The 21,794-nt window shown below is 61.1% G+C and carries 18 protein-coding genes and 1 tRNA gene; 9 read left to right on the forward strand and 10 right to left on the reverse strand.

Translation table 11 applies throughout. The annotated features are described in order from the left end of the window. Positions 1–142: 142 nt before the first annotated feature. Positions 143–2,116: a DNA primase gene (gene dnaG / locus WMO46_RS06920; protein WP_349094060.1), complete on the reverse strand. Its 1,974-nt coding sequence runs from the start codon at positions 2,114–2,116 to the stop codon at positions 143–145. A gap of 100 nt (positions 2,117–2,216) precedes the next feature. On the opposite strand from dnaG, the gene uvrB reads away from it, so the two are divergent. Next, complete coding sequence (gene uvrB, locus WMO46_RS06925) at positions 2,217–4,265, forward strand: excinuclease ABC subunit UvrB (protein ID WP_349094061.1); 2,049 nt, start codon at positions 2,217–2,219, stop codon at positions 4,263–4,265. Between the two features lie 269 nt (positions 4,266–4,534). Here uvrB and WMO46_RS06930 read toward each other — a convergent pair whose 3' ends face one another. The 6 genes from WMO46_RS06930 to WMO46_RS06955 form a co-directional block, all read right to left on the reverse strand. Further along, positions 4,535–5,014, reverse strand: a complete 480-nt coding sequence (locus WMO46_RS06930; RefSeq protein ID WP_019149758.1) for a GtrA family protein — start codon at positions 5,012–5,014, stop codon at positions 4,535–4,537. Continuing rightward, a complete protein-coding gene (locus WMO46_RS06935; RefSeq protein WP_302588620.1) occupies positions 5,014–5,979 on the reverse strand; it encodes an SPOR domain-containing protein in 966 nt (321 codons plus the stop codon). Before WMO46_RS06935 ends, WMO46_RS06930 begins: the two co-directional genes overlap by 1 nt. Then, the gene (gene lgt, locus WMO46_RS06940; RefSeq protein WP_349094062.1) at positions 5,976–6,863 is read right to left on the reverse strand and encodes a prolipoprotein diacylglyceryl transferase; all 888 of its coding nucleotides are present in this window, start codon (positions 6,861–6,863) and stop codon (positions 5,976–5,978) included. Before lgt ends, WMO46_RS06935 begins: the two co-directional genes overlap by 4 nt. A 217-nt stretch (positions 6,864–7,080) precedes the next feature. Beyond that, positions 7,081–8,130 (reverse strand): sensor histidine kinase, encoded by a 1,050-nt coding sequence (locus tag WMO46_RS06945; protein WP_349094063.1) that lies wholly within the window; start codon positions 8,128–8,130, stop codon positions 7,081–7,083. 11 nt (positions 8,131–8,141) lie between these two features. After that, complete coding sequence (locus WMO46_RS06950; protein ID WP_302588617.1) at positions 8,142–8,738, reverse strand: riboflavin synthase; 597 nt, start codon at positions 8,736–8,738, stop codon at positions 8,142–8,144. A gap of 5 nt (positions 8,739–8,743) precedes the next feature. Next, complete coding sequence (locus tag WMO46_RS06955; RefSeq protein WP_019149753.1) at positions 8,744–9,373, reverse strand: transcriptional regulator; 630 nt, start codon at positions 9,371–9,373, stop codon at positions 8,744–8,746. Positions 9,374–9,416: 43 nt separating this feature from the next. On the opposite strand from WMO46_RS06955, the gene WMO46_RS06960 reads away from it, so the two are divergent. Beyond that, positions 9,417–9,491: transfer RNA gene (locus WMO46_RS06960), tRNA-Arg, on the forward strand. 219 nt (positions 9,492–9,710) lie between these two features. Here the strand turns inward: WMO46_RS06960 and WMO46_RS06965 are convergent. Together WMO46_RS06965 and WMO46_RS06970 are read right to left on the reverse strand one after the other, a co-directional pair. Next, complete coding sequence (locus tag WMO46_RS06965) at positions 9,711–11,045, reverse strand: porin family protein (protein ID WP_349094064.1); 1,335 nt, start codon at positions 11,043–11,045, stop codon at positions 9,711–9,713. Between the two features lie 9 nt (positions 11,046–11,054). Further along, positions 11,055–11,603: an RNA polymerase sigma factor gene (locus WMO46_RS06970; protein ID WP_026076326.1), complete on the reverse strand. Its 549-nt coding sequence runs from the start codon at positions 11,601–11,603 to the stop codon at positions 11,055–11,057. Positions 11,604–11,738: 135 nt separating this feature from the next. On the opposite strand from WMO46_RS06970, the gene WMO46_RS06975 reads away from it, so the two are divergent. The 4 genes from WMO46_RS06975 (at position 11,739) to WMO46_RS06990 (ending at position 17,750) form a co-directional block, all read left to right on the forward strand. Next, on the forward strand, positions 11,739–12,464 hold the full coding sequence (locus tag WMO46_RS06975) for a NigD1/NigD2 family lipoprotein (protein WP_019149750.1): 726 nt from the start codon (positions 11,739–11,741) through the stop codon (positions 12,462–12,464). Between the two features lie 187 nt (positions 12,465–12,651). Continuing rightward, positions 12,652–15,066, forward strand: coding sequence for a glycoside hydrolase family 3 N-terminal domain-containing protein (locus WMO46_RS06980; protein WP_349094065.1), 2,415 nt, complete (start codon positions 12,652–12,654; stop codon positions 15,064–15,066). Between the two features lie 88 nt (positions 15,067–15,154). After that, positions 15,155–16,162: a Holliday junction branch migration DNA helicase RuvB gene (ruvB, locus tag WMO46_RS06985; protein ID WP_129650477.1), complete on the forward strand. Its 1,008-nt coding sequence runs from the start codon at positions 15,155–15,157 to the stop codon at positions 16,160–16,162. Positions 16,163–16,469: 307 nt separating this feature from the next. Continuing rightward, entirely contained in the window at positions 16,470–17,750 is a 1,281-nt protein-coding gene (locus WMO46_RS06990) for a malic enzyme-like NAD(P)-binding protein (RefSeq protein WP_026076325.1), read from the forward strand. A gap of 73 nt (positions 17,751–17,823) precedes the next feature. On the opposite strand, the gene aroB is transcribed toward WMO46_RS06990, so the two are convergent. Then, positions 17,824–18,840 carry a 3-dehydroquinate synthase gene (gene aroB / locus WMO46_RS06995; protein WP_019149746.1) on the reverse strand — a complete coding sequence of 339 codons (1,017 nt, stop codon included), beginning with the start codon at positions 18,838–18,840 and terminating at the stop codon, positions 17,824–17,826. Between the two features lie 81 nt (positions 18,841–18,921). On the opposite strand from aroB, the gene typA reads away from it, so the two are divergent. The 3 genes from typA to WMO46_RS07010 all read left to right on the forward strand — a co-directional run bounded on the left by typA (position 18,922) and on the right by WMO46_RS07010 (position 21,764). Next, positions 18,922–20,724: a translational GTPase TypA gene (typA, locus tag WMO46_RS07000; RefSeq protein WP_019149745.1), complete on the forward strand. Its 1,803-nt coding sequence runs from the start codon at positions 18,922–18,924 to the stop codon at positions 20,722–20,724. A 12-nt stretch (positions 20,725–20,736) separates the two neighbouring features. Beyond that, positions 20,737–21,051: a hypothetical protein gene (locus tag WMO46_RS07005; RefSeq protein ID WP_276716267.1), complete on the forward strand. Its 315-nt coding sequence runs from the start codon at positions 20,737–20,739 to the stop codon at positions 21,049–21,051. Positions 21,052–21,137: 86 nt separating this feature from the next. Further along, positions 21,138–21,764 carry a DUF4377 domain-containing protein gene (locus tag WMO46_RS07010; protein WP_349094066.1) on the forward strand — a complete coding sequence of 209 codons (627 nt, stop codon included), beginning with the start codon at positions 21,138–21,140 and terminating at the stop codon, positions 21,762–21,764. The last annotated feature ends 30 nt before the right edge of the window (positions 21,765–21,794 follow it).

Here is a 21,794-nt window from a genome sequence, read left to right on the forward strand (position 1 = left end):
TTAATTCGCAGGGGTGGGAATCGGTCAAGGTAACTAATTCTTTTATCTTTGATATGTTTTACACATCTTTCTGTTTATTTTCTGTTTGCACACGGTATGCGCAGTGATGCGTGTACGACCCGAGACCCGCCCCTTTTTTTTCTTATAATATCAATCGCTGTATCTTATTCGCAATGGTCACTTTCACTTTGTTGTAGCCGGTCAGCCGCTGCATGATCTCTTTCATCTCGTCGTCGGGAAGTTCGTCGTCCAGCTTCGCCTGCAACTCCTTGATCAGCGCCTCGACGACCTTCGATTTGTAGAGCGTCACGGCCTTCGGGACCCCCACGGCCAGCATCTCGGCGTCGGTTTCCAGGTGTATTTCCTTGCGCCGCCACAGCTCGCTGGGCACGTAGTTGTCATCCGCCGTGAGGATGTCCACCGACATGTTGCACACCTCCGGGTCGATGTGATTCAGGAAGACGTGCGCCGGCACCTCCGTCCCGGTCCCCAGCTGCGTCCACTGTTCGCGGTAAACATTCATAATCTTGGCGTAGACCGGATTGCGAAACTCGATGTTGTCGTCGCTCAGCTCCGCGAAGATCACCTCCGCCACGTTGCACGCCACCATCGTCCGCCCCTCTTTGAAATCGAACGAGCAATGACCGTATTTCAGGAGGTATTTCACGATCTCGCGCTCCAGCGCTTCGAAACTGCTCCCGGCCTCGACCTGTTTGACGAACTCCACCTCGGGCTGCTGCGGCGCCTCCCGCTGCCGGAGCGTCGTCTGCCGGCGCAGAAACTCGTCCGTCTCGCGGTCGCCCGACGTGGTCATGCGCTTGCGCGCCACCTCCGAGATCAGAATCTGCTCGTCGATGTCCATGATCCGCGCGCACTCCTTGATGTAGACCGAACGCTGGATCGGATCGGGTATCTGCGACACCGACTGCACCATGTCGGCGATCAGCGCAGCCTTTTTGATCGGGTCGCCCTGCGCGTCCTTCAGCAACAGTTTGGCCTTGAATTCCAGAAAATCCTGCTCGTTGGCGCGGATATACTCCTGCAACTCGGCGGCCGTGTGGCTGCGGGCGAACGAGTCGGGGTCCTCGGGCTCGGGCAGCAGCACCACGCGCACGTTCATCCCCTCTTTCAGGATCATGTCGATACCGCGCAGCGAGGCGTGGATACCCGCCGAATCGCCGTCGTAGATGACCGTAATGTTCTTCGTAAAGCGGTTCAGCAGGCGTATCTGCTCCGTCGTGAGCGACGTTCCGGACGACGCCACGACGTTCTCCACTCCGGCCTGGTGCATCGAAATCACGTCGGTATAACCCTCGACCATGATGGCGAAGTCCTGCTGCTGAATGGCTTTCTTGGCGAAATAGAGGCCGTACAGTTCGCGTTTCTTGCTGTATATCTCGCTCTCGGGGGAGTTCTGGTACTTGGCGACCTGCTTGTCCGTGCGGAGCGTGCGGCCTCCGAAGGCCACGATGCGGCCCGAAATGTTGTGCACGGGGAAGATCACCCGGTCGCGGAACCGGTCGTAAAGCGATCCGTCGCTCTCGCGGGCCAGTGAAAGTCCCGTCGAGAGGAGGAACTCCTTCTTGTAACCCGCCGCCAAGGCGTCCTTCGACATCCGGTCGCCTTTCGCAGGGCAGAATCCGAGTCCGAATTTCTTGATCGTGGCGTCGGTCATCCCGCGCTTCTGGCGGAAGTAGGCTAGTCCCACGCTCTGTCCTTCGGTTTCGCGCTGGAGGTAGTTGGCGAAATACTCCGCGGCCCAGCCGTTCAGGGCGAACATCGACTCGCGGTCGTCGTTGCGGCGCACCTCCTCCTCCGACATCTCCTTCTCCTTGACCTCGATGCCGTAGCGCTTGGCCACCATCTTCAGGGCCTCGGGATAGGTGATGTTCTCGTGCTCCATCAGGAAGGTCACGGCATTGCCGCCCTTGCCGCATCCGAAGCACTTGTAGACGCCCTTCGAGGGCGACACGACGAACGACGGGGTCTTCTCGTTGTGGAACGGACAGCACGCCTGATAGTTCACGCCCTTTCGTTTGAGCGTGACGTATTCGCCGATAATATCCACGATATTGGCGGCAGCGTAAATGCGGTCTACTGTTTCCCGGTCGATCATACGCGCAAAGATACGGAAAAATATCAACAATGATATAGGACATACGCCCGGGGCCGCGAAATCCGTTATTATTCCACAAAAATTACATACCTTTGCATTCATGGATTTCAAACTCGTATCGGACTACGCCCCGATGGGCGACCAACCGGAGGCGATCGGACAGCTGGTGAGCTCGATCGAACACGGCTCGAAGCACAACACGCTGCTGGGCGTGACGGGCTCCGGGAAGACCTTCACGGTGGCCAACGTCATCGCACGGCTGAACCGTCCGACGCTGGTGCTGAGCCATAACAAGACCCTCGCGGCGCAGTTGTACGGGGAGTTTAAGAATTTCTTCCCCGAGAATGCCGTGGAGTATTTCGTCTCCTACTACGATTACTACCAGCCGGAGGCCTACCTGCCTTCGTCGGACACCTATATCGAGAAAGATCTCCAGATCAACGCCGAAATCGAGAAGATGCGTCTCGCCACGGTCGCCACCCTGCTGTCGGGACGCCGCGACGTCGTCGTCGTGTCGAGCGTCTCGTGCCTCTACGGCGCGGGCAACCCCGCGGATTTCCACGCCACGGCCATCAACGTCCGGGTCGGGCAGGTCGTGAGCTACAAGCATTTCCTCTACAAACTGGTCGAGGCGCTCTACACCCGCACCGAACGGGAGCTGGAGCCGGCGACGTTCCGCGTCAACGGCGACACGGTGGACATCATGGCGGCCTTCGGGGAGTTCGGCAACCAGTGTTTCCGGGTGATGTTCTTCGACAACGAGGTCGAGGCCATCCAGTCCATCGACCCCGTGACGGGACAGCGCATCCAGTCGCTCGACAGCCTGACGCTCTACCCCACGAACCTCTTCGTGACGACCAAGGAGCGCATCAACACCGCCGTGCAACAAATATACCTCGACCTGGGCCAACAGATCGAGTTCTTCGAACGCGCCGGACGCCCGATGGAGGCGCAGCGCATCAAACAGCGCGTGGAGTACGACCTCGAAATGATCAAGGAGCTGGGCTACTGTCCCGGCATCGAGAACTATTCGCGCTATTTCGACGGCCGCGCTGCCGGGACGCGTCCCTTCTGCCTCATAGACTATTTCCCGAAAGACTATCTGATGGTCGTGGACGAAAGCCACGTCACCCTGCCGCAGGTCCACGCCATGTTCGGCGGCGACCGGGCCCGCAAGGAGAACCTCGTGGAATACGGCTTCCGCCTCCCGGCCGCCAAGGACAACCGCCCGGTGACCTTCGCGGAGTTCGAACAGCTGCAAGGCACCTCGATCTACGTGAGCGCCACGCCGGCCGACTACGAGCTGATGAAGAGCGAAGGGGTGATCGTCGAACAGCTGATCCGCCCCACGGGGCTGGTGGACCCGCCGTTGGAGGTGCGCGTGACGGTGAACCAGATCGACGACCTGATCGGAGAGATCGACAAGCGCGTGAAGAACGACGACAAGGTGCTCGTGACGACCATCACCAAGCGCATGGCCGAGGAGCTCTCGAAATATTTCGACCGCGTGGGCGTGCGCAACCGCTACATCCACTCGGACGTAGACACGCTGGAACGCATCCAGATCCTCGAGGACCTGCGGGCCGGGATGTTCGACGTGCTGGTGGGCGTGAACCTGCTGCGCGAGGGCCTCGACCTGCCGGAGGTGGCGCTCGTGGCCATCCTCGACGCCGACAAGGAGGGATTCTTGCGCAACGTGCGCTCCCTCACGCAGATCGCCGGACGCGCCGCCCGCCATTCGCAGGGCAACGTCATCCTCTACGCCGACACCTGCACCGACTCGATGCGCTACGCCATCGAGCAGAGCAACCGCCGCCGGGAGAAGCAGGTGCGCTACAACATGGAGCACGAAATGCTGCCGCGGCGTGCGCAGCGCAGCGGCACGGGACAGAGCGCCCTGCTGACGGGACGCGACACCCCGGATGTCAACCTGACGGCCTACCCCATCGCCGAGGACCACTACGCTGCGGTGGCCGACGTACAGAAGAACTACGTGGCCAGCGAGAACATCGACGCCCTGATCGACAAGGCCCGCGAGGAGATGGAACGGGCGGCCAAATCGCTGGATTTCCTCGCCGCGGCGAAATTCCGCGACCGGATGTACGAATTGCAGAAACTCCGCGAGGAGAACAGAAACAAACGGAACTGAAACCGGCCTCTTTTTAGGCGGGGCGTGATACGATTCCGATACGCCACGGCTTAACGTCGCCTCCTAAAACCTGCCTCTTAGGCAGGGCGCGACCGGAATTCCTAAACGCTTCGACCGCCATCGCCTCTAAAAACCCGCCTCTTAGGCGGGCGTGATACGATTCCGACACGCTACGGCTTAACGTCGCCTCCTAAAACCCGCCTCTCAGGCGGGGCGCAACTGGAATTCCTAAACGCTTCGACCTGCCATCGCCTCTAAAAACCCGCCTCTTAGGCGGGGAAAGTGAAATATTTGGCCGCGAGGAAACTGTACACCGTCGTCAGCAGCGTCGTGAGCACCTTCGCCGGCGTAGGCCACACCCCGCACACCTCCACGAAGAATTTCAGTCCTGCATACGTCAGCAGGATCGACCCCGCCACCGACAGCAGGTAGCGCAGCAGCTGCGTCCCGGCCCCGAGCGGCGAGCGGCGGAACGCCACGTTGCGGTTGAGCCAGAAACCCACGAAAAAGGTGAACGGAAAGACGAGGACCATAGCCGCGATATGCGGGGATATGACCACGAATCCCAGATCGAAATAGCGGTGGGCGACGACGAAATTGTAAAACAGAAAATAACACAAGGGGTCGAACAACATGTAGGTCACCCCTCCGCAAACGGCGTAGCGAAACACCTGCAAAGGCATCAACGCCCGGACAGGCTTGATGTAGAAACAGTCGATCGCCCTGATTATCAACTCCGAGATGCGCATCAACGGGCGGTATAGGTCCACATGCCGGGGAAATGTTCGGCATGGCTGCCGATGAACTGTTTGCACGGTTCGGCATCGTCCGACGAAAAGGGCGAAACCATGAATTTCTCGCCGAAACGATAGATCCGGCAGCGGAACGCAGGCTCTTTGGCCGCGATTTCCCGCAGGGCGCGTCCGGCATTTTCGGTCGTACTGAAGACCCCCAGCACCACGTAATGATGCCCCGAAAGCAGCGCCGCCGGCTCTCCGGATTCCGCCGGAGTCGTCGCAACGGGCGTCGTTTCCGGAACGGACGCCCCGGACGATGCCGTGTCGGCCGGCTGCGGGAACTCCTCTACGGCCGCCGGCTGCTCCGGCTGCGGCGCTTCGGCCAGCGCATCGGGCGCCTCGACCGGAGCCGACGCATCGGCACGCTCCGCCCCGACGGTCTCAACCGCAACGGCGTCCGGCTCCGCGGAGAACATCAGAAACTCCCGTCCCCCGTAGACCAGCGCGACCGCGATGGCCGCGACGCCCAGCCACAAGGCCCAGTCGAAACGGCGCGGAGCGCGGATTTTCACGGGCTCCCGGCCCTGGGGATTCAACCGCCGTTCGAACGCCTCGTCGGGTGTGAAGTTCTTGAATGCCAGCACCCCGACGCCTTCGACGATCAATCGGTCGGCCTCCTGCGCACGGGCGAGCCAGCGGTCGTACACCCCCTGTGCCACAGTCTGCGGATCGACCTCCGGAGCCGTCCCGGCCTTCCGTATGATACGGGCGATCTCATCGACCAGCGACACGCCCCGCTGCTGCGAGGAAAACGACACCACGCGGCAAGGGGGCTGCACGGTGCGCCTGTCGATCCGTCGAGCAGGCCGCCGCTCGGTATAGAGAGTCCCCACCCCGGGCAGGAATACTTCCCCGCCGCCGGCCAACAGATTGCCTACGAGCCTGCCGACCTGTTCCGTCATCGGTGTAGCGTTCATTTTTTTTTCTTTTTAGGGGCGGCGTGCGCTTTCGGCGCCGGAGCGGCCGGTTCCGGGAGCGTCGCGGGCCGTGCGGCACCCCGCCAGATCATACAGATTCCCAGCAGGATGAAGGGAATGCTGAGCCACTGGCCCATGTCGAGCGTCCATCCCAGTTCGAAAGGCTCCTGCTCGGTTTTGATGAATTCGATGAAGAAGCGCGTGAGGAACGTGCCGATCAGGCCGATTCCGAAGAGGATGCCCGGACGGCGGCGCGCCATGTCTTTCTTATAGTAGAGCCAGCAGAGGATGCCGAAAGTCGCCAGATAGCAGAGCGCCTCGTAGATCTGCGTCGGATGCACGGGGTTCGGCGCGAACTCGGCGACCCATTTGTGCGAACGCACGAACTCGAAGCCCCAGGGCAGCGTGGTCGCCTGCCCGAAGATCTCCGAATTGAAGAGGTTGCCCAGCCGCACGATGGCCCCGCCGATGCCCACCGGGATCATAATGCGGTCCAGCGACCAGATATAGGGCAGTTTGTTCCTGCGCGAGAAGAGCCACAGTCCGATCAGCAGACCGATGGCGGCGCCGTGGCTGGCCATGCCGCCGTCGCGGAAGCCCGTGATGATGGTCCACGGTTTCGAAAGATACTCCATCGTATCGTAGAAGAGGCAGTGCCCCAGCCGTGCGCCGAGGATCGTGGCGAGCGTACCGTAGATGAATATCGACTCCGAGACTTTCTGCGGAAGCCCTTCGCGCCTGACGAAATTATCGAAGAATTTGGCCCCGATCAGGATGGCCAGCGCCCACATCAGGCCATAGTACCGAATGTCCAGCGATCCGATGGCAAAGAACACCGGATCGAAATCCCAGACGACGGAAAAAGGTTGGAATAGTAATATCATTTATTCAAGTTATTGCATTTTTTCGACCGTCCTTTTTATCCGGCCGCCGTACTCGCGGCGTTCCGCCGCGTTTACAAGTCTGACCCCACCCCAAACCCCTCCCTCGGGAGGGACTTGTCGCGACGCAACCGGTTTTTTAACCGGAATATCGCTCAAAATATCGGCCGGACTTTCGATCGGGGTTTCGGCCCAAGCCTTTCACCCTTCACCTTTAACCTTACTTCATCTCCTGCAAATTCACCTTCTTCAGCGTGAAGGAGAAGGTGCTGCCCACTCCGGGTTCGCTGCGCACCGTGATCCGCTCGCCGTGCGCCTCGACGATGTGCTTGACGATGGCCAGTCCGAGCCCCGTGCCGCCCTGCTCCCGCGAACGGCCCTTGTCCGTGCGGTAGAAGCGTTCGAAAACACGCGGCAGGTCCTCCTTGCCGATACCCGAACCGTTGTCCTCGACCTCCACCAGAATCTTGTCGAGCATGTCTCGGAAATGGACGCGCGTCATGCCGCCCTCCTTGCCGTAGCGCACCGAGTTGATGATGAGGTTGACGAAAACCTGACCGATATAATGCTTGTCGGCCAGCACCCAGAAAGGCGAAGGCAGGTTCTCGGCCCCCTTGACCGTGATCTTGATCCCCTTCCGGTCGGCCTCCATCTCGGCCTGCTCGGCGATCTCCTTGGCCAGCGCCACTACGTCGAACTTCTCCAGATCGAGCTTGTTCATGCTGCTCTCCAGCTTCGAGATGGTGTCGAGGTCGTTGACGATGTTTATCAGGCGGTCGATGCTCTTTTCGGCGCGTTCGAGATACTTGCGGTTGATCAACTCGTCCTCCAACCCGCCGTCCAGCAGGGTCGAAATGTAGCCCTGGATATTGAATATCGGGGTTTTCAGCTCGTGGGCCACATTGCCCAGATACTGTTTGCGGAAGCACTCGGCCTCTTTCAGCCGGGCGATCTCCCGGTCGTTGGTGTCGGCCCAGGCCGTGAGCTCCTCGCCGATGTTCTCGACCCGCTTGTCCTTGAGTTCCGAAAAAATCTCGTTGGTGTGCACATCGCGCGAAAGTACGATCGAATAGATCGGCTTGAGCTTGTAAGCCACGTACTTGCGGATGATGAACAGCGCCGCGAGCGCCATCACGACGAACACGCCGACCGACGTGCAGAGCGTGATCCACCACACAACGTCCAGCAACGTCATGCCCGCGGCCACGATGACCGCGGCGAGCAGGGCTATCCACAGCGACGCCCCCTCCTTCGTTTTGATGTGCACCATAATTTTCGGGTTTACTTCACGTAGTTTTTCATCAGCCGGGCGATGTACTTGCCCACGATGTCGAATTCGAGATTCACCACCGACCCCACGCCGATCCGGCAGAAATTCGTATGCTCGAAGGTGTAGGGAATGATCGCCACGCGGAACGACGACTCTTTCGAGTCGCAGACCGTGAGGCTCACGCCGTTCACCGTCACCGAGCCCTTCTCGACCGTGCACAGCCCCCCGCCCTGCGGCTCGTACTCGAAGGTGAAATACCAGCTGCCGTCGGCGTCCTCCTTGGCCGTGCAGACGGCCGTCTGATCGACATGCCCCTGCACGATGTGGCCGTCCAGCAGGGCGTCGGGCTTCATCGAGCGTTCGAGGTTGACCAAGTCGCCCTCGCGCAGCAGCCCGAGATTGCTCCTGTCGAGCGTCTCCTTCATGGCCGTCACGGTGTAGGTGTCCTCCGTGATGTCCACAACTGTCAAACATACGCCGTTATGTGCTATACTCTGGTCGATTTTCAACTCCTTGCAGAAATCCGCACGCAGGGTAAAATCCTTGTTCTGACGGTCCGTCCGGATCGCCACGACCTCCGCCATGCGCTCCACGATGCCTGAAAACATATGCTTCAACTGTTTATGATCAATTTTCCCTTTACCTTGTAGACCGCGACTATATCGCTGACGTTCAACAGAATGTCGTCGTAATTCTCACGGTCTCCGGCCACCAGGCGGACTTTGTCCTCCTCGTCGGCAGCCCGAACTATCCGCAAAGTTACAATTTTTCGGGAGACAATCGCATATTCTCCCCCCGGAATAATCGCATCGCGGTCCACGGCCTTCAGCAGCACCACCGTCCCGGGCGGTACGAGCGCCCCCATCGCGCGGCCCGTATAGCACATCGCCAGGTCGCACGCCCCCACCGGGGAGAGAATCAGATTGCTTTCGGGCTCCAGGTGTTCGAGATGTTTCAGCCCGTGTTCGACATCCACGTCGTAAAAAGGGATCTGGGGGCCGCGCGTCCGCGCGTCGGCGAACATCTGCCCCTCGCCCGTCAGCAGCCACAGCTTGTCCACCTGAGGAAATTTAGCAACGATCCTGTCGGCCACATCGAGCGAAATGCCGTTGTTGCCCCGTTTGATCTGGTAAAGATTTTCCCCTCGCGCAAGACCGATATGCCGCGCGAAATAGTTCGTTGACATGTTGGCCCATTTGATCACAGCCTCGATTCTTTGCCAATTATTCTGCTTTTCCCGCATTTTTTTTCGTATAATTAATTTTTTTTTGCATCTTTGCACTCCCGGTCCCGTAGTTCAATGGATAGAATATAAGATTCCGGTTCTTACGATATGGGTTCGATTCCCGTCGGGACTACCAGGCACAAGTGCGAAAATCCGTACTTGTGCTTTTTTTCTTCTCGCACGAGATCGGTTCCCGTTCTTTTATCCAACAAAAATAATAACAAATTTCAATCGGACAATAAAAAATAACACTTTTAGTCATAACGGTGGCGCATTCGGCCCAAACGCCAAAAGGAGGCCCGCACCCCCGTGCGAACTTCCTCCTGCAATAAATGTGCGATTTGCGAAATTTGTTTTAGAATGAGAGGCGTACGCCCAGTCTCAGGGTCAGCGTGAGGGGAGAATCCGTCCGGGCCGTCTTCAACCGGGTCTCCGTAAAATAATACGATCCTTCGGGTTCGAAATAGAGCCCCACCAGGCCGCCCAGCCGGTACTGCGCACCGACCGCCGCCAGGGCCGACCACTGCACGCCCGGTTCGTCCACGGAATCCGAGCCGAATTTGGCCGAAACGCATTTCTCGGCCATGCCGCCCGCACCTATATATAAAGAGAACCTTCCGCGCTCCAGGAACTGCCAGTTCATACGCAGGGGAATGCCGATGAAATGGAGCTTCTGGCTCACATCCTCCGACGAGTACTTGACCGTCACATCCGAGCGCAGCAGCGTGTAGTTCACGCCGCTTTCGAGCGAGAGCCCGTGGGCGAACTCTTTCCGCACGGTGAGTCCGAAGCTCAGCGGCTGGTGGTGACGGAACGAATTTTCATTGTAATCGTTGCGAACCATGAGCGACAGGTTGTCGCCGTTCCCGACGATCGACGACACGTCGTTCGTCACCGAAGAGTACATCCACGGTGCGGCGCCGTTCCCGCCGGAGGCTCCCGACACGCCGCCGGCCGCAAAGGCCGACAGCGAGGTTTTCCGGCGCGGAGGCTTATAGGCCGTGAGCGGTTCGTCATAGTACGCCGTCCGGGCCGACACCCCGGTCTTCGAGCGGGTGGCGGGACGCTCTCCGGCCGTATTCGCCGCCGGTTCCGCCGCCGGCTGCGAACTCTCCGCCGCCGTCCGCTGCGCGGAAACTCCGTCCGCAACGGCATCCGCCGCAGTCACGGCCTCCGGTTCGGCTGCCACCGCCCGTTCCGTTTCCGCCGTCGTCGTTTCCGCGATCGTTTCCGCCGCCATCGTTTTCGCCGCAGGCTTCACCGCCGCAGCGAGCAGTTCCGGCCGCTGCACGGCAGGAGCCGCGGTCCGCCCGTCGGCGAGCCCTGCAACCCGGGCGAGGGTCTCCTGCACGGATTCCGCCTCGCGGGGCTGCGGCATGGTTACCGCGGTTGCCTCCTCTCCCACTGCCGATGCGATAACATTCCCATCATTTTCCAACGCCTTGTCCGGCCGGAGCATATAATCACCTGCAACGACCCCGAGCAGAACGACAGCGGCAGCGGCAGCAATCCGCGGCCAATAGATCCGCCATACGGAACCGCGGGGCGCAGCCGTCTCCGAAGCTCCGGGCCCCGGGGCCGCACCGCCCAATTCGCGTTCCAGACGCTCCCATCCTCCCGCCGGGGGCGGAAGTTCGGCGTCGCGGAGCGCGTTCCGCATGACATCGGTCCAATCTTTATTCCGTTTCATAAACTCTTTCTAATGCGTATCCAAATAGTCCCTGAGCTTGCGGGCCAGCATGGTCCGGGCCCGGAACAACTGCGAAGAGGAGCTTTTCTCGTTGATCCCCAGCATCCGGGCGATCTCCCGGTGGGAATACTCCTCGATGCAGTAGAGGTTGAACACCGTCCGGTAGCCTTCGGGCAGCTCGCTCACGAACCGCATCAGCACCTCGCGCGGGACCCTCGCCATCTCCGATGCATCGGGCTCGGCGACCTCCGCCGCGGCCTTGCCCTCGTCGAGGGCGACGCTTCCCAGCCGGTTGCGGCTGCGTATCCATTCGAGCGCCACGTTCACGGTGATACGCTCGATCCAGGCCCTGAGCGATCCGGGTCCGCGGTATGTGAACCGGTCGAAGGCGCCGTATATCTTCAGGAATGCGTCGTGAAGCAGGTCTTCGGCTGTGGCCCGGTCTCCGGAGTAGCGCATGCAGATCGCCAGCAAACGGCCTGCATAGCGGTCGTACAGCTCCCTGCGGGCTGTATCGTCCCCCTTTCTGCACCCTTCGGCCAGTATCTGTTCCTCCATCGGCATTACCAGTTCACACATATAAATGCAGCAAAAGCCGAAAGACTGCACGGGATCAAATTTTTTTCTTCCGCGTGCAGTATTCCGCCCTGCCGGACGTTTTAAGAGCGAAAGGTAACATAAAATACGGACATTATGAAAAAAATCGGTTTATTCCTTATCGCGGCTATGGCCGTCTTCGCGTTTACTTCCTGCAACGACGACACCGACGGCGATTATCCGAGATACACGCCGCTCATCACGACCGTCCGCACCATCGGAGGCGAAGAGGGCGAAGCCAGCGCGGACTACTATTTCCAGCGCGACAACGGCGAAAAGCTCTACCCGAGCGACAAAACCCGCGTCCCCGACTACAAGGGCAAGGAGCGTCAGCGGGCGATCATCTGGTTCAACCTGCTGAAGGAAAGCGTGCCCGACTACGACTACAACATCGCGCTTTACGCCGTTGACGAGATCTTCACCGGCAAGGCCCAGGTCGTGAACACGGCCGAGGAGCTCGAAGCGCTGGGCACGGCCAAGACGGGCTTCAAGGACAGCAAGGAGCTGTTCAACCTCTCGAAAGAGTGGCTGACCTTCTACGCGCTCTACGCCGTCCGCGACAACAGCAAGCACACGTTCACGCTGGCCGTGGACAAGTCGGGAACGACTGAATTCAAGGAGAGCGCCGAGGGGTACCTCGATGTCGTGGTGCGTCACGACGCCGGAGACGACGCAGGCGGATACGACAGCGGATTCTACGTGTCGTTCGACCTCACGGACATCGCCGCCGAACTGGAAGGCAAGAAGGGCATCAACCTGCTTCTGCCGACCCGCGAGAACGGCGACAAGGAGATCAAACTCGATCTGCCGCAGGAGAAGTAGCCACTCCCGGAGGCAGAGCCTGTCCCGGTCCGCAGCGTTGCGGACCGGGCTTTTTTTATGCCCCGGAGCGTGTTTTTCGGACGATCGTCGCGGAAAAATGTACGATCGGTTCAATCCCGGCGGCCGATCGCTTGTAATTTTGACTTCGGAAACGTATCTTTGAAACTAAAACCGAAAAACCGAAACGATGAAGAAAACCGCTGTTGCAATCCTGCTGTTCGCAGCCGCCGTCTCCGCGACGACCGCCGAGGCACGGAAGACGACACCCGAGACGATCTACCGCAAAGGCTGGATCGACTTCAACAAGAACGGCCGCATGGACCCCTACGAGGACCCCTCGCGCAGCCTCGACGAACGGGTCGAGGACCTGCTCGGCCGCATGACCCTCGAAGAGAAGAGCTGCCAGCTGGCCACGCTCTACGGCTACGGCCGCGTGCTGCGCGACTCGCTGCCCACCGCGGAGTGGAAGAACGAGGTCTGGAAGGACGGCATCGCCAACATCGACGAGATGCTCAACGGCGTGGGCAAGAGCCTGCGCACGACGCCGCATCTGGTCTCCGACTACACGGGCCACGTCGAGGCGAAGAACACGATCCAGCGCTGGTTCGTCGAGCAGACCCGGCTGGGCATCCCCGCGGAGTTCACCAACGAGGGCATCCACGGACTGAACCACAGCCGCGCCACGCCGCTCCCGGCGCCCATCGCCATCGGATCGACCTGGAACCGGGCGCTGGTGCGCCGTGCGGGCGAGATCGCCGGACTCGAAGCCCGGGTCCTGGGTTACCGGAACGTCTACGCCCCGATCCTCGACGTGGCGCGCGATCCCCGCTGGGGCCGCGTCGTGGAGTGCTACGGCGAAGACCCGTTCCTGATCGCCGAACTGGGCGTCGAGATGGTCCGCGGCATCCAGTCGCAGGGCGTCGCCTCGACGCTCAAACACTATGCGGCTTACAGCGTCCCGAAGGGCGGCCGCGACGGCAACTGCCGCACCGATCCCCACATCGCCCCGCGCGAACTCCACCAGATGTACCTCTATCCGTTCCGCCGCGTGATCCGCGAAGCCCGGCCGATGGGCGTCATGAGCAGCTACAACGACTGGGACGGCGTTCCGGTGACCGCCAGCCGCTATTTCCTCACCGACCTGCTGCGCCACGAATACGGCTTCGACGGCTACGTGGTCAGCGACAGCGAGGCCGTGGAATACGTCCACACCAAGCACGCCGTGGCGGAAACCTACGAGGAGGCCGTGCGTCAGGTGCTCGAAGCGGGTCTGAACGTGCGCACGAACTTCTCGCCCCCGGCGCGGTTCATCCTCCCGGTGCGGAAACTCGTCGAAGAGGGACGCCTCTCGATGGAGGTCGTGGACCAGCGCGTGCGCGAGGTCCTGCGGGTCAAATTCCGTCTCGGGCTCTTCGACGATCCCTATAACGACCCCGAAGAGGCCGTCGCCCAAGCCGGTGCCGACAAACACGCGGATTTCGTGCTCGACATCCAGCGCCAGTCGCTCGTGCTGCTGAAAAACGAGGACAAAATCCTGCCCCTCGACAAGAAAAAGACCGCCCGCGTGCTGGTCGCCGGACCGCTGGCCGACGAAGACAACTTCATGATCAGCCGCTACGGCCCCAACGACCTTCCGACGGTGACCGTCCTCGACGGCATCCGCAACTACCTGGGCGACGCCGCCGAGGTGCGCTACGCCAAGGGCTGCGATGTCGTGGACGCCGGATTTCCCGATTCGGAGCTTGCCCCGGGACCCCTCACGGCCGCCGAACGGGCCGGCATCGACGAAGCGGTGAAGCAGGCCGCGGGCTGCGACGTGATCGTCGCCGTGCTGGGCGAAGACGACAAACGCGTGGGCGAGAGCCATTCGCGCACCTCGCTCGAACTCCCCGGACGCCAGCAGCAACTGCTTGAAGCGCTCCACGCCACAGGCGTCCCCGTGGTGCTGGTGCTCGTCAACGGCCAGCCGCTGACCGTCAACTGGGCGGCGCAAAACGTCCCGGCCATCCTCGAAAGCTGGTTCCCGAGCGTGCAGGGCGGCACGGCCATCGCCGAAACCCTCTTCGGCGACTACAACCCGGGCGGCAAACTCACGATCACCTTCCCGCGGAGCACCGGACAGATCGAACTGAATTTCCCCTACAAGAAGGGTTCCCACGGCGCACAGCCCCGCAAGGGCCCCAACGGCGGCGGCGTGACCCGCGTGCTGGGGTCGATCTATCCCTTCGGCTACGGGCTGAGCTACACGACGTTCGCCTACGGGAACCTCCGGATCACCCCCGAACCGTCGCACACGCAGGGTTCGTTCCGCGTAACCTGCGACGTGACCAACACGGGCGACCGCCGCGGCGACGAGGTCGTGCAACTCTACGTCAGCGACCGTTTTTCGAGCGTGGTGACCTACGAATCGGTCCTGCGGGGCTTCGAGCGCGTGACGCTCGAACCGGGCGAGACGAAGAGCGTCAGCTTCGAGATCACGCCCTCGCATCTGGAACTGCTCGACAGCAACATGAACCGGACCGTCGAGCCGGGCGAATTCGAAATCCGCATCGGCGCTTCGAGCGAGGACATCCGGCTGAGAAAGACCATCCGGCTGAGCTGACGGGCGGAGTGTCCGAACCTGCGTCCGGGAGCGTTCGCTTCCGGACGTTCGGTTTGTACATTCGCCGAAAAATCGCTATCTTTGCATTATGTCTATCGTACGCAACACCGAAAGCGATCTCGAATTCGAAAACAAGATCCGCCCGCAGGAGCTCGAAAACTTCTCCGGCCAGGACAAGATCGTCGAAAATCTCCGCATCTTCATCAAGGCGGCGCTCATGCGCGGCGACTCGCTCGACCACGTGTTGCTGCACGGCCCCCCGGGACTGGGCAAGACCACCCTTGCGAACATCATCGCCAACGAGATGGGGGCGCAGCTGCGGCTAACGTCGGGTCCCGTGCTGGACAAGCCGGGCGACCTGGCGGGCCTGCTGACGAACCTCAACCCGGGCGACGTGCTCTTCATCGACGAGATACACCGCCTCAGCCCGATCGTCGAGGAGTACCTCTACTCGGCGATGGAGGACTACAAGATCGACATCGTGCTGGACAAAGGCCCTTCGGCGCGTTCGATCCAGATCGAACTGGCACCCTTCACGCTGATCGGCGCCACGACGCGCAGCGGCCTGCTGACCTCGCCCTTGAGGGCGCGCTTCGGCATCACCTGCCACCTGGAATACTACGACGCCCCGGTGCTGGCCGGAATCGTGAAGCGTTCGGCCCGCATCCTCGACGTTTCGATCGACGACGACGCGGCGCACGAAGTGGCCCTGCGTTCGCGCGGCACGCCGCGTATCGCCAACGCCCTGCTGCGGCGCGTCCGGGACTTCGCCATGGTCAAGGGCGAGGGGCATATCGACCTCGAAATCACGCGCATCGCCCTCGCGGCGCTGAACATCGACTCGCGGGGTCTGGACCAGATGGACAACAAGATACTGGGAGCCATCATCGAGAAATTCAACGGCGGCCCCGTGGGTCTCAACACCGTGGCCACGGCCGTGGGCGAAGAGGCCGGGACGATCGAGGAGGTCTACGAACCGTTCCTGATCAAGGAGGGTTTCCTCAAACGCACGCCCCGCGGCCGCGAAGCGACGCCGCTGGCCTACGAGCACCTCGGATTCACCCATCCGCGCGACGGAGAGGCTTCGCTCTTCTGACCGCGAAGCCGTCCCATACCCATCTACCAACCCTTTATGAATCCCAGACGCCCCCGATTGCGCCTCTCGGCCGGCATCGAGGCGACAAGGCCGGCATCAGCGGACAATGGCTGATCGTCGGCTCGCCGGACGTGGGCGACGGCTTCGAACTGAATCCGGCAGGCATCTTCCGCGTCCAGTTCGGAGGCGATCTGCGATTTTATTTCTAAAATAATTTCAGAAAATCCTAAAAAAAGTTAAGATCGGAGCGATTTTTGTGCTATATTTGTCGTTGGTGTTATTAGGTTACTAACGGAAAATGAGAGAGATGAGCACAAAAACGCAACTCGACGAAGCGGCGCTGCGCTACCACAGCGAGGGCCGTCCCGGTAAGATCGGGATCGTCCCGACAAAACCCTACCACACGCAGTACGACCTGTCGCTGGCCTATTCGCCCGGAGTGGCGGCGCCCTCGCTGGCCATCGCCGACAACCCGGACGACGTATACAAGTACACCGGCAAGGGCAACCTCGTGGCCGTGATCTCGAACGGCACGGCCGTGCTCGGACTGGGCAACATCGGTCCGCTGGCCGCCAAACCCGTCATGGAGGGCAAGAGCATGCTCTTCAAGACCTACGCCGGAATCGACGCCTTCGACATCGAAGTCGATACGACCGACCCCGAGGAGTTCATCCGCACGGTGAAGGCCATCGCCCCCACCTTCGGAGGCATCAACCTCGAGGACATCAAGGCCCCGGAGTGCTTCGAAATCGAACGGCGGCTGCGCGACGAACTCGACATTCCGCTGATGCACGACGATCAGCACGGTACGGCGATCATCTCTTCGGCGGCGCTGCTCAACGGCGCGAAGATCGCGGGCAAGCAGCTCGACCGGATGCGCGTGGTGGTCAACGGCGCGGGAGCCGCTGCCATCGCCTGCGCACGGCTGTTCATCGGACTCGGCATCCGCAAGGAGAACGTGGTGCTCTGCGACAGCCAGGGCGTCGTCACGGTCTACCGCGAGGACATCAACCCCATGAAGCGCGAACTCGCCACCACGCGGCGCATCTCGACGCTGGCCGAAGCGGTGCAGGGCGCCGACATCTTCCTGGGCGTTTCGAAGGCCGACACGCTGACGCCCGAGATGCTGCGCACGATGGCCGAAAACCCGATCGTGATGGCCCTGGCCAACCCCGATCCCGAAATCGCCTACGACAAGGCGATGGCCTCACGCCCCGACATCATCTTCGCCACGGGGCGTTCGGACTACCCGAACCAGGTCAACAACGTGCTGGGATTCCCCTACATCTTCCGCGGAGCCCTCGACGTGCGGGCCACGAAGATCAACGAGGCGATGAAGCTCGCCGCCGCGCATGCGCTGGCCGAGTTGACCCGCGAACCGGTTCCTGCCCAGGTCGCACGGGCCTACGGAGTCGAAAAACTCGAATTTGGACGCGATTACCTGATCCCCAAGCCGCTCGATCCGCGCCTGCTGTGCACCGTCGCCCCGGCCGTAGCCCGCGCCGCGGTGGATTCGTGCGTGGCCAGAAAGCCCATCACGGACTGGGAAGCCTATGCGGAAAGCCTCCGCAAACGCTATCAGGAATAGAACGAAAAAATCCGGTCGAATCGACCGGATTTTTTCGTTGAATGAATTCGGACGAACAGCTCCGGACGCGGATTCAGACGTACAGCGCCGCGAAGTCATCTATCTTCATCGGCCGCACCTCGCAGTCGCCGATCCCGACCGGCAGGACGATGCGCAAAATGCCCTCCTCGTTCTTCTTGTCCTTGCCGACCTCCTTCAGCAGACGTTTCACATCCACCGGAGGCGTCAGGTCGAAGCCCAGCTGCATGAGCACATGCACGATCCGGTCGCGGTCGGCTTCGCTCAGCACCCCCAGCTTCACCGCGGCTCCGGCGATCAGCGCCGTGCCGACGGCCACGGCCTCGCCGTGGTTCATGCGGTTGGAGCACTTCTCGATGGCGTGGGCCAGCGTATGCCCGAGGTTGAGCTTACGGCGGTCTCCCGACTCATGCTCGTCCCGTTCGACGATGTCGGCCTTGACCCGTATCGCCGCCGAAACAGCGTCGGTCAGCAGGTCCGTATCGGTGCGCAGCGCCTCGAAAGTCGTGTTTTCGATGCGTCCGAACAGATCGGCGTCGGCGATGATCGCGGCCTTGACCACCTCGGCCAGCCCCGCGCGGAACTCCCGGTCCGGAAGTGTCCGCAGCAGCCCGGGGTCGCAGATCACGAACTGCGGCTGGGTGAAGGTCCCGGCCATGTTCTTGTACCCATCGACGTTCACGCCGTTCTTGCCGCCGACCGAAGCATCGACCTGCCCCAGCAGCGTCGTCGAGACGAACCCGAACTTCAGTCCGCGCATGTAGGTCGAGGCAGCGAACCCCGCCACGTCGGTGACGATCCCGCCCCCGACGGCCAGCACGAAGGTCGAACGGTCCACACCCAGCTCGATGAAGCGGCGGTAGATCGTCTCGACGGTCTGCAAGGTCTTGACGCTCTCGCCCAGGCCGATCAATACGGTGTCGTATTTTTCGAGCAGCGGGTGGTACAGACGGTCGATCGTGGCGTCCGAGACCACCACCACACGCCCTTCGGGAAGCACCCCCGAAAGAATGTCTTTCACGGGGCCGATGTAAATCCCGCTCCGGGAGCGGACGTTGAAGAGAGGTTCCATTATTTAACTTTTTTAGGAATCGAGCAAAATTAGTATAATTTCCCGAGAATTTGTTACCTTTGCACCACAAAATAAATTTCTATGCAAAAACTGCGCAATATTGCGATTATTGCCCACGTCGATCACGGCAAAACCACACTCGTGGACAAGATGATTCTGGCAGGACACATCCTGCGGGACAACGCCAAGCCGGCCGGCGAACTCATACTGGACAACAACGACCTGGAACGCGAACGCGGCATCACGATCCTCTCGAAGAACGTTTCGGTCATCTACAAGGACTATAAGATCAACATCATCGACACCCCGGGCCACGCCGACTTCGGCGGCGAGGTCGAGCGCGTGCTGAACATGTGCGACGGCGTGCTGCTGCTGGTCGATGCCTTCGAGGGCACGATGCCCCAGACGCGCTTCGTGCTGCAAAAGGCCCTCGCGCTGGGCAAGAAGCCCATCGTCGTGATCAACAAGGTGGACAAGCCCAACTGCCGCCCCGAGGTGGTCAACGAACAGGTCTTCGACCTGATGTTCTCGCTCGACGCCACCGAGGAGCAGCTCGACTACAAGACCATCTACGGCTCGGCCAAGCAGGGCTGGATGTCGCACAAGTGGAACGAACCGACCGACTCGATCGTGCCGCTGCTGGACGCCATCATCGACGAGATTCCCGAACCGGCCATCGTCGAGGGCACGCCGCAGATGCTCGTCACCTCGCTCGAATACTCCTCCTACACGGGGCGTATCGCCGTGGGCAAGGTCACGCGCGGATCGCTCAAATCGGGCCAGATGGTCACCCTCGCCAAGCGCGACGGCGTGACGATGCAGAAAACCCGCATCAAGGAGCTGATGGTCTTCGAGGGCCTCGGCAAGAAGAAGGTCGAGGAGGTCCCCTGCGGGGAGATCTGCGCCATCATGGGCATCGAGGGATTCGAGATCGGCGACACGGTCTGCGACTACGAGAATCCCGAACCGCTGCCCCCCATTGCCATCGACGAACCCACGATGTCGATGCTCTTCACGATCAACAACTCGCCCTTCTTCGGCAAGGACGGCAAATACGTCACCTCGCGCCACATCAAGGAGCGCCTCGACCGCGAACTGGAGAAGAATCTCGCCCTGCGCGTGACCCCGGGCCCCTCGGCCGACTCGTTCAACGTCTTCGGCCGCGGCGTGCTGCACCTCTCGGTGCTGATCGAGACCATGCGCCGCGAAGGCTACGAATTGCAGGTGGGCCAGCCCCACGTCATCGTCAAGGAGATCGGCGGCAAGAAATGCGAGCCGATCGAGGAGATGACCGTCGATTGCCCCGAGGAGTATTCGGGCACGGTGATCGACCTCGCCACGCGCCGCAAAGGCACGCTGACCAACATGTCCTCGGACGGCGAACGCACGCGCCTGGAATTCGACATCCCCTCGCGCGGCATCATCGGCCTGCGCTCGAACATGCTGACCGCCACGGCCGGCGAAGCCATCATGACCCACCGTCTGAAAGGATTCGAACCGTGGGTCGGCGAGATCGAGATGCGCACCAACGGTTCGATCATCTCGGGCGAGACCGGCACGGCCTACGCCTATTCGATCGACAAATTGCAGGACCGCGGCCGCTTCTTCATCAACCCGATGGATCAGGTCTACGAAGGGCAGGTCATCGGCGAGCACACGCGCCAGAACGACATCACGGTCAACGTCACCAAGTCCAAGCAGCTCACCAACATGCGTGCTTCGGGTTCCGACGAAAAGACCTCGATCGCCCCGCCGAAGGTCTTCACGCTGGAGGAGGCCCTCGAATACATCCAGGGCGACGAATACGTCGAGGTCACGCCCCACGCCATGCGTCTGCGGAAGATCCTGCTGAACGAAAACGACCGCAAACGCGCGGCGAAATAACTCTTCGGGACGATGGACCGTTTCACCCTTTCGTTGGTCGTGGGCGCCGCCGCCGGGGCGCTGGTGGCGATCCCGATGATCGCCCAGAAAGCCTCGTTCCGCCACTGCTTCGCGGCGTTCTGCGTCTATCTGTTCGCCGCCGTCATCACGTTTTACAGCGACCTGCCCTATCTGCCCTGGTGGGCCGACGGCATGGGTGTCGCGCTGATGGTCGCCATCCCCGCGGCGATCGTGGGTTCGGGCAAGGAGAGCCGCCCGGTGCCGACGCTGCTCAACGCCGTGCTGGTCGGATTTCTGATAAGCGTCGCGGAACGCTATCTGGCATGACAAAAAACGGACTTCGGTCCGTTTTTTTTGCATAGTCCGTGCAGTATCGGGGCATCGGCTCCGTTTTACGGGAAACCTCTGCTCCTATGAAAAAACTTCGCTTCCTGCTGCTCCTGTTGCCGCTCGCGCTCGGCAGTTGCGACGACGACGAATCGCGCGTCGAAACCTGGACCGTGGCTTCCGAAAAGGGCGTCGCCGGCATCTTCATGCGCTTCGGCCACGTCCCCGCCTACATCGTCAAGAAAGGCCCGAACGCCGGGTGGGAAATATCCACGGCACACATCGAGGGCTTCACGTTCGAAAAAGGGTATCAGACCGAGATGCTCGTCCGCATCGACCCCATCCCCGATCCCCCGGCCGACGGCCCCGGATACCGCTACACGATGGAAAAGCCGATCTCGCGCACGCCGATGCAGTCGGATGTCGATCCGCTGCGATTCAGTCCGGAGTTCGAGGTCACCATCGCCTCCCGGCGCGCCGACGACCGGATGGCGGCCTATTGGTTCAAGGACATGCGCTACACCGACCCGCAGTGGGAGCCGTTCCCGTGGGAGATCGAGGGCTTTGATTTCGAACCGGGCTTCGAGGCCCGCATCCGGATACAGCCCGTCGCCGAATACGACGACGCGAAGGGCGACTACGAGGTGAAATACCGCCTGACGAAGCTGATTTCGAGCGAGGAAAAGGTTTCCGAAGGAATACCTGATAAATAAACCGGGGGATTGCGCAGACCCGGACCGGAA

Origin of the sequence: Alistipes intestinihominis (assembly GCF_040095975.1) — a bacterium.
GTDB classification, from domain to species: Bacteria; Bacteroidota; Bacteroidia; order Bacteroidales; family Rikenellaceae; genus Alistipes; species Alistipes senegalensis.

What these genes read in the sequence shown, in the direction of transcription:
- dnaG (WP_349094060.1), bottom strand. Translation starts at nt 2,116, where the DNA reads ATGATCGACCGGGAAACAGTAGACCGCATTTACGCTGCCGCCAATATC.
- uvrB (WP_349094061.1), top strand. Translation starts at nt 2,217, where the DNA reads ATGGATTTCAAACTCGTATCGGACTACGCCCCGATGGGCGACCAACCG.
- WMO46_RS06930 (WP_019149758.1), bottom strand. Translation starts at nt 5,014, where the DNA reads ATGCGCATCTCGGAGTTGATAATCAGGGCGATCGACTGTTTCTACATC.
- WMO46_RS06935 (WP_302588620.1), bottom strand. Translation starts at nt 5,979, where the DNA reads ATGAACGCTACACCGATGACGGAACAGGTCGGCAGGCTCGTAGGCAAT.
- lgt (WP_349094062.1), bottom strand. Translation starts at nt 6,863, where the DNA reads ATGATATTACTATTCCAACCTTTTTCCGTCGTCTGGGATTTCGATCCG.
- WMO46_RS06945 (WP_349094063.1), bottom strand. Translation starts at nt 8,130, where the DNA reads ATGGTGCACATCAAAACGAAGGAGGGGGCGTCGCTGTGGATAGCCCTG.
- WMO46_RS06950 (WP_302588617.1), bottom strand. Translation starts at nt 8,738, where the DNA reads ATGTTTTCAGGCATCGTGGAGCGCATGGCGGAGGTCGTGGCGATCCGG.
- WMO46_RS06955 (WP_019149753.1), bottom strand. Translation starts at nt 9,373, where the DNA reads ATGCGGGAAAAGCAGAATAATTGGCAAAGAATCGAGGCTGTGATCAAA.
- WMO46_RS06965 (WP_349094064.1), bottom strand. Translation starts at nt 11,045, where the DNA reads ATGAAACGGAATAAAGATTGGACCGATGTCATGCGGAACGCGCTCCGC.
- WMO46_RS06970 (WP_026076326.1), bottom strand. Translation starts at nt 11,603, where the DNA reads ATGGAGGAACAGATACTGGCCGAAGGGTGCAGAAAGGGGGACGATACA.
- WMO46_RS06975 (WP_019149750.1), top strand. Translation starts at nt 11,739, where the DNA reads ATGAAAAAAATCGGTTTATTCCTTATCGCGGCTATGGCCGTCTTCGCG.
- WMO46_RS06980 (WP_349094065.1), top strand. Translation starts at nt 12,652, where the DNA reads ATGAAGAAAACCGCTGTTGCAATCCTGCTGTTCGCAGCCGCCGTCTCC.
- ruvB (WP_129650477.1), top strand. Translation starts at nt 15,155, where the DNA reads ATGTCTATCGTACGCAACACCGAAAGCGATCTCGAATTCGAAAACAAG.
- WMO46_RS06990 (WP_026076325.1), top strand. Translation starts at nt 16,470, where the DNA reads ATGAGCACAAAAACGCAACTCGACGAAGCGGCGCTGCGCTACCACAGC.
- aroB (WP_019149746.1), bottom strand. Translation starts at nt 18,840, where the DNA reads ATGGAACCTCTCTTCAACGTCCGCTCCCGGAGCGGGATTTACATCGGC.
- typA (WP_019149745.1), top strand. Translation starts at nt 18,922, where the DNA reads ATGCAAAAACTGCGCAATATTGCGATTATTGCCCACGTCGATCACGGC.
- WMO46_RS07005 (WP_276716267.1), top strand. Translation starts at nt 20,737, where the DNA reads ATGGACCGTTTCACCCTTTCGTTGGTCGTGGGCGCCGCCGCCGGGGCG.
- WMO46_RS07010 (WP_349094066.1), top strand. Translation starts at nt 21,138, where the DNA reads ATGAAAAAACTTCGCTTCCTGCTGCTCCTGTTGCCGCTCGCGCTCGGC.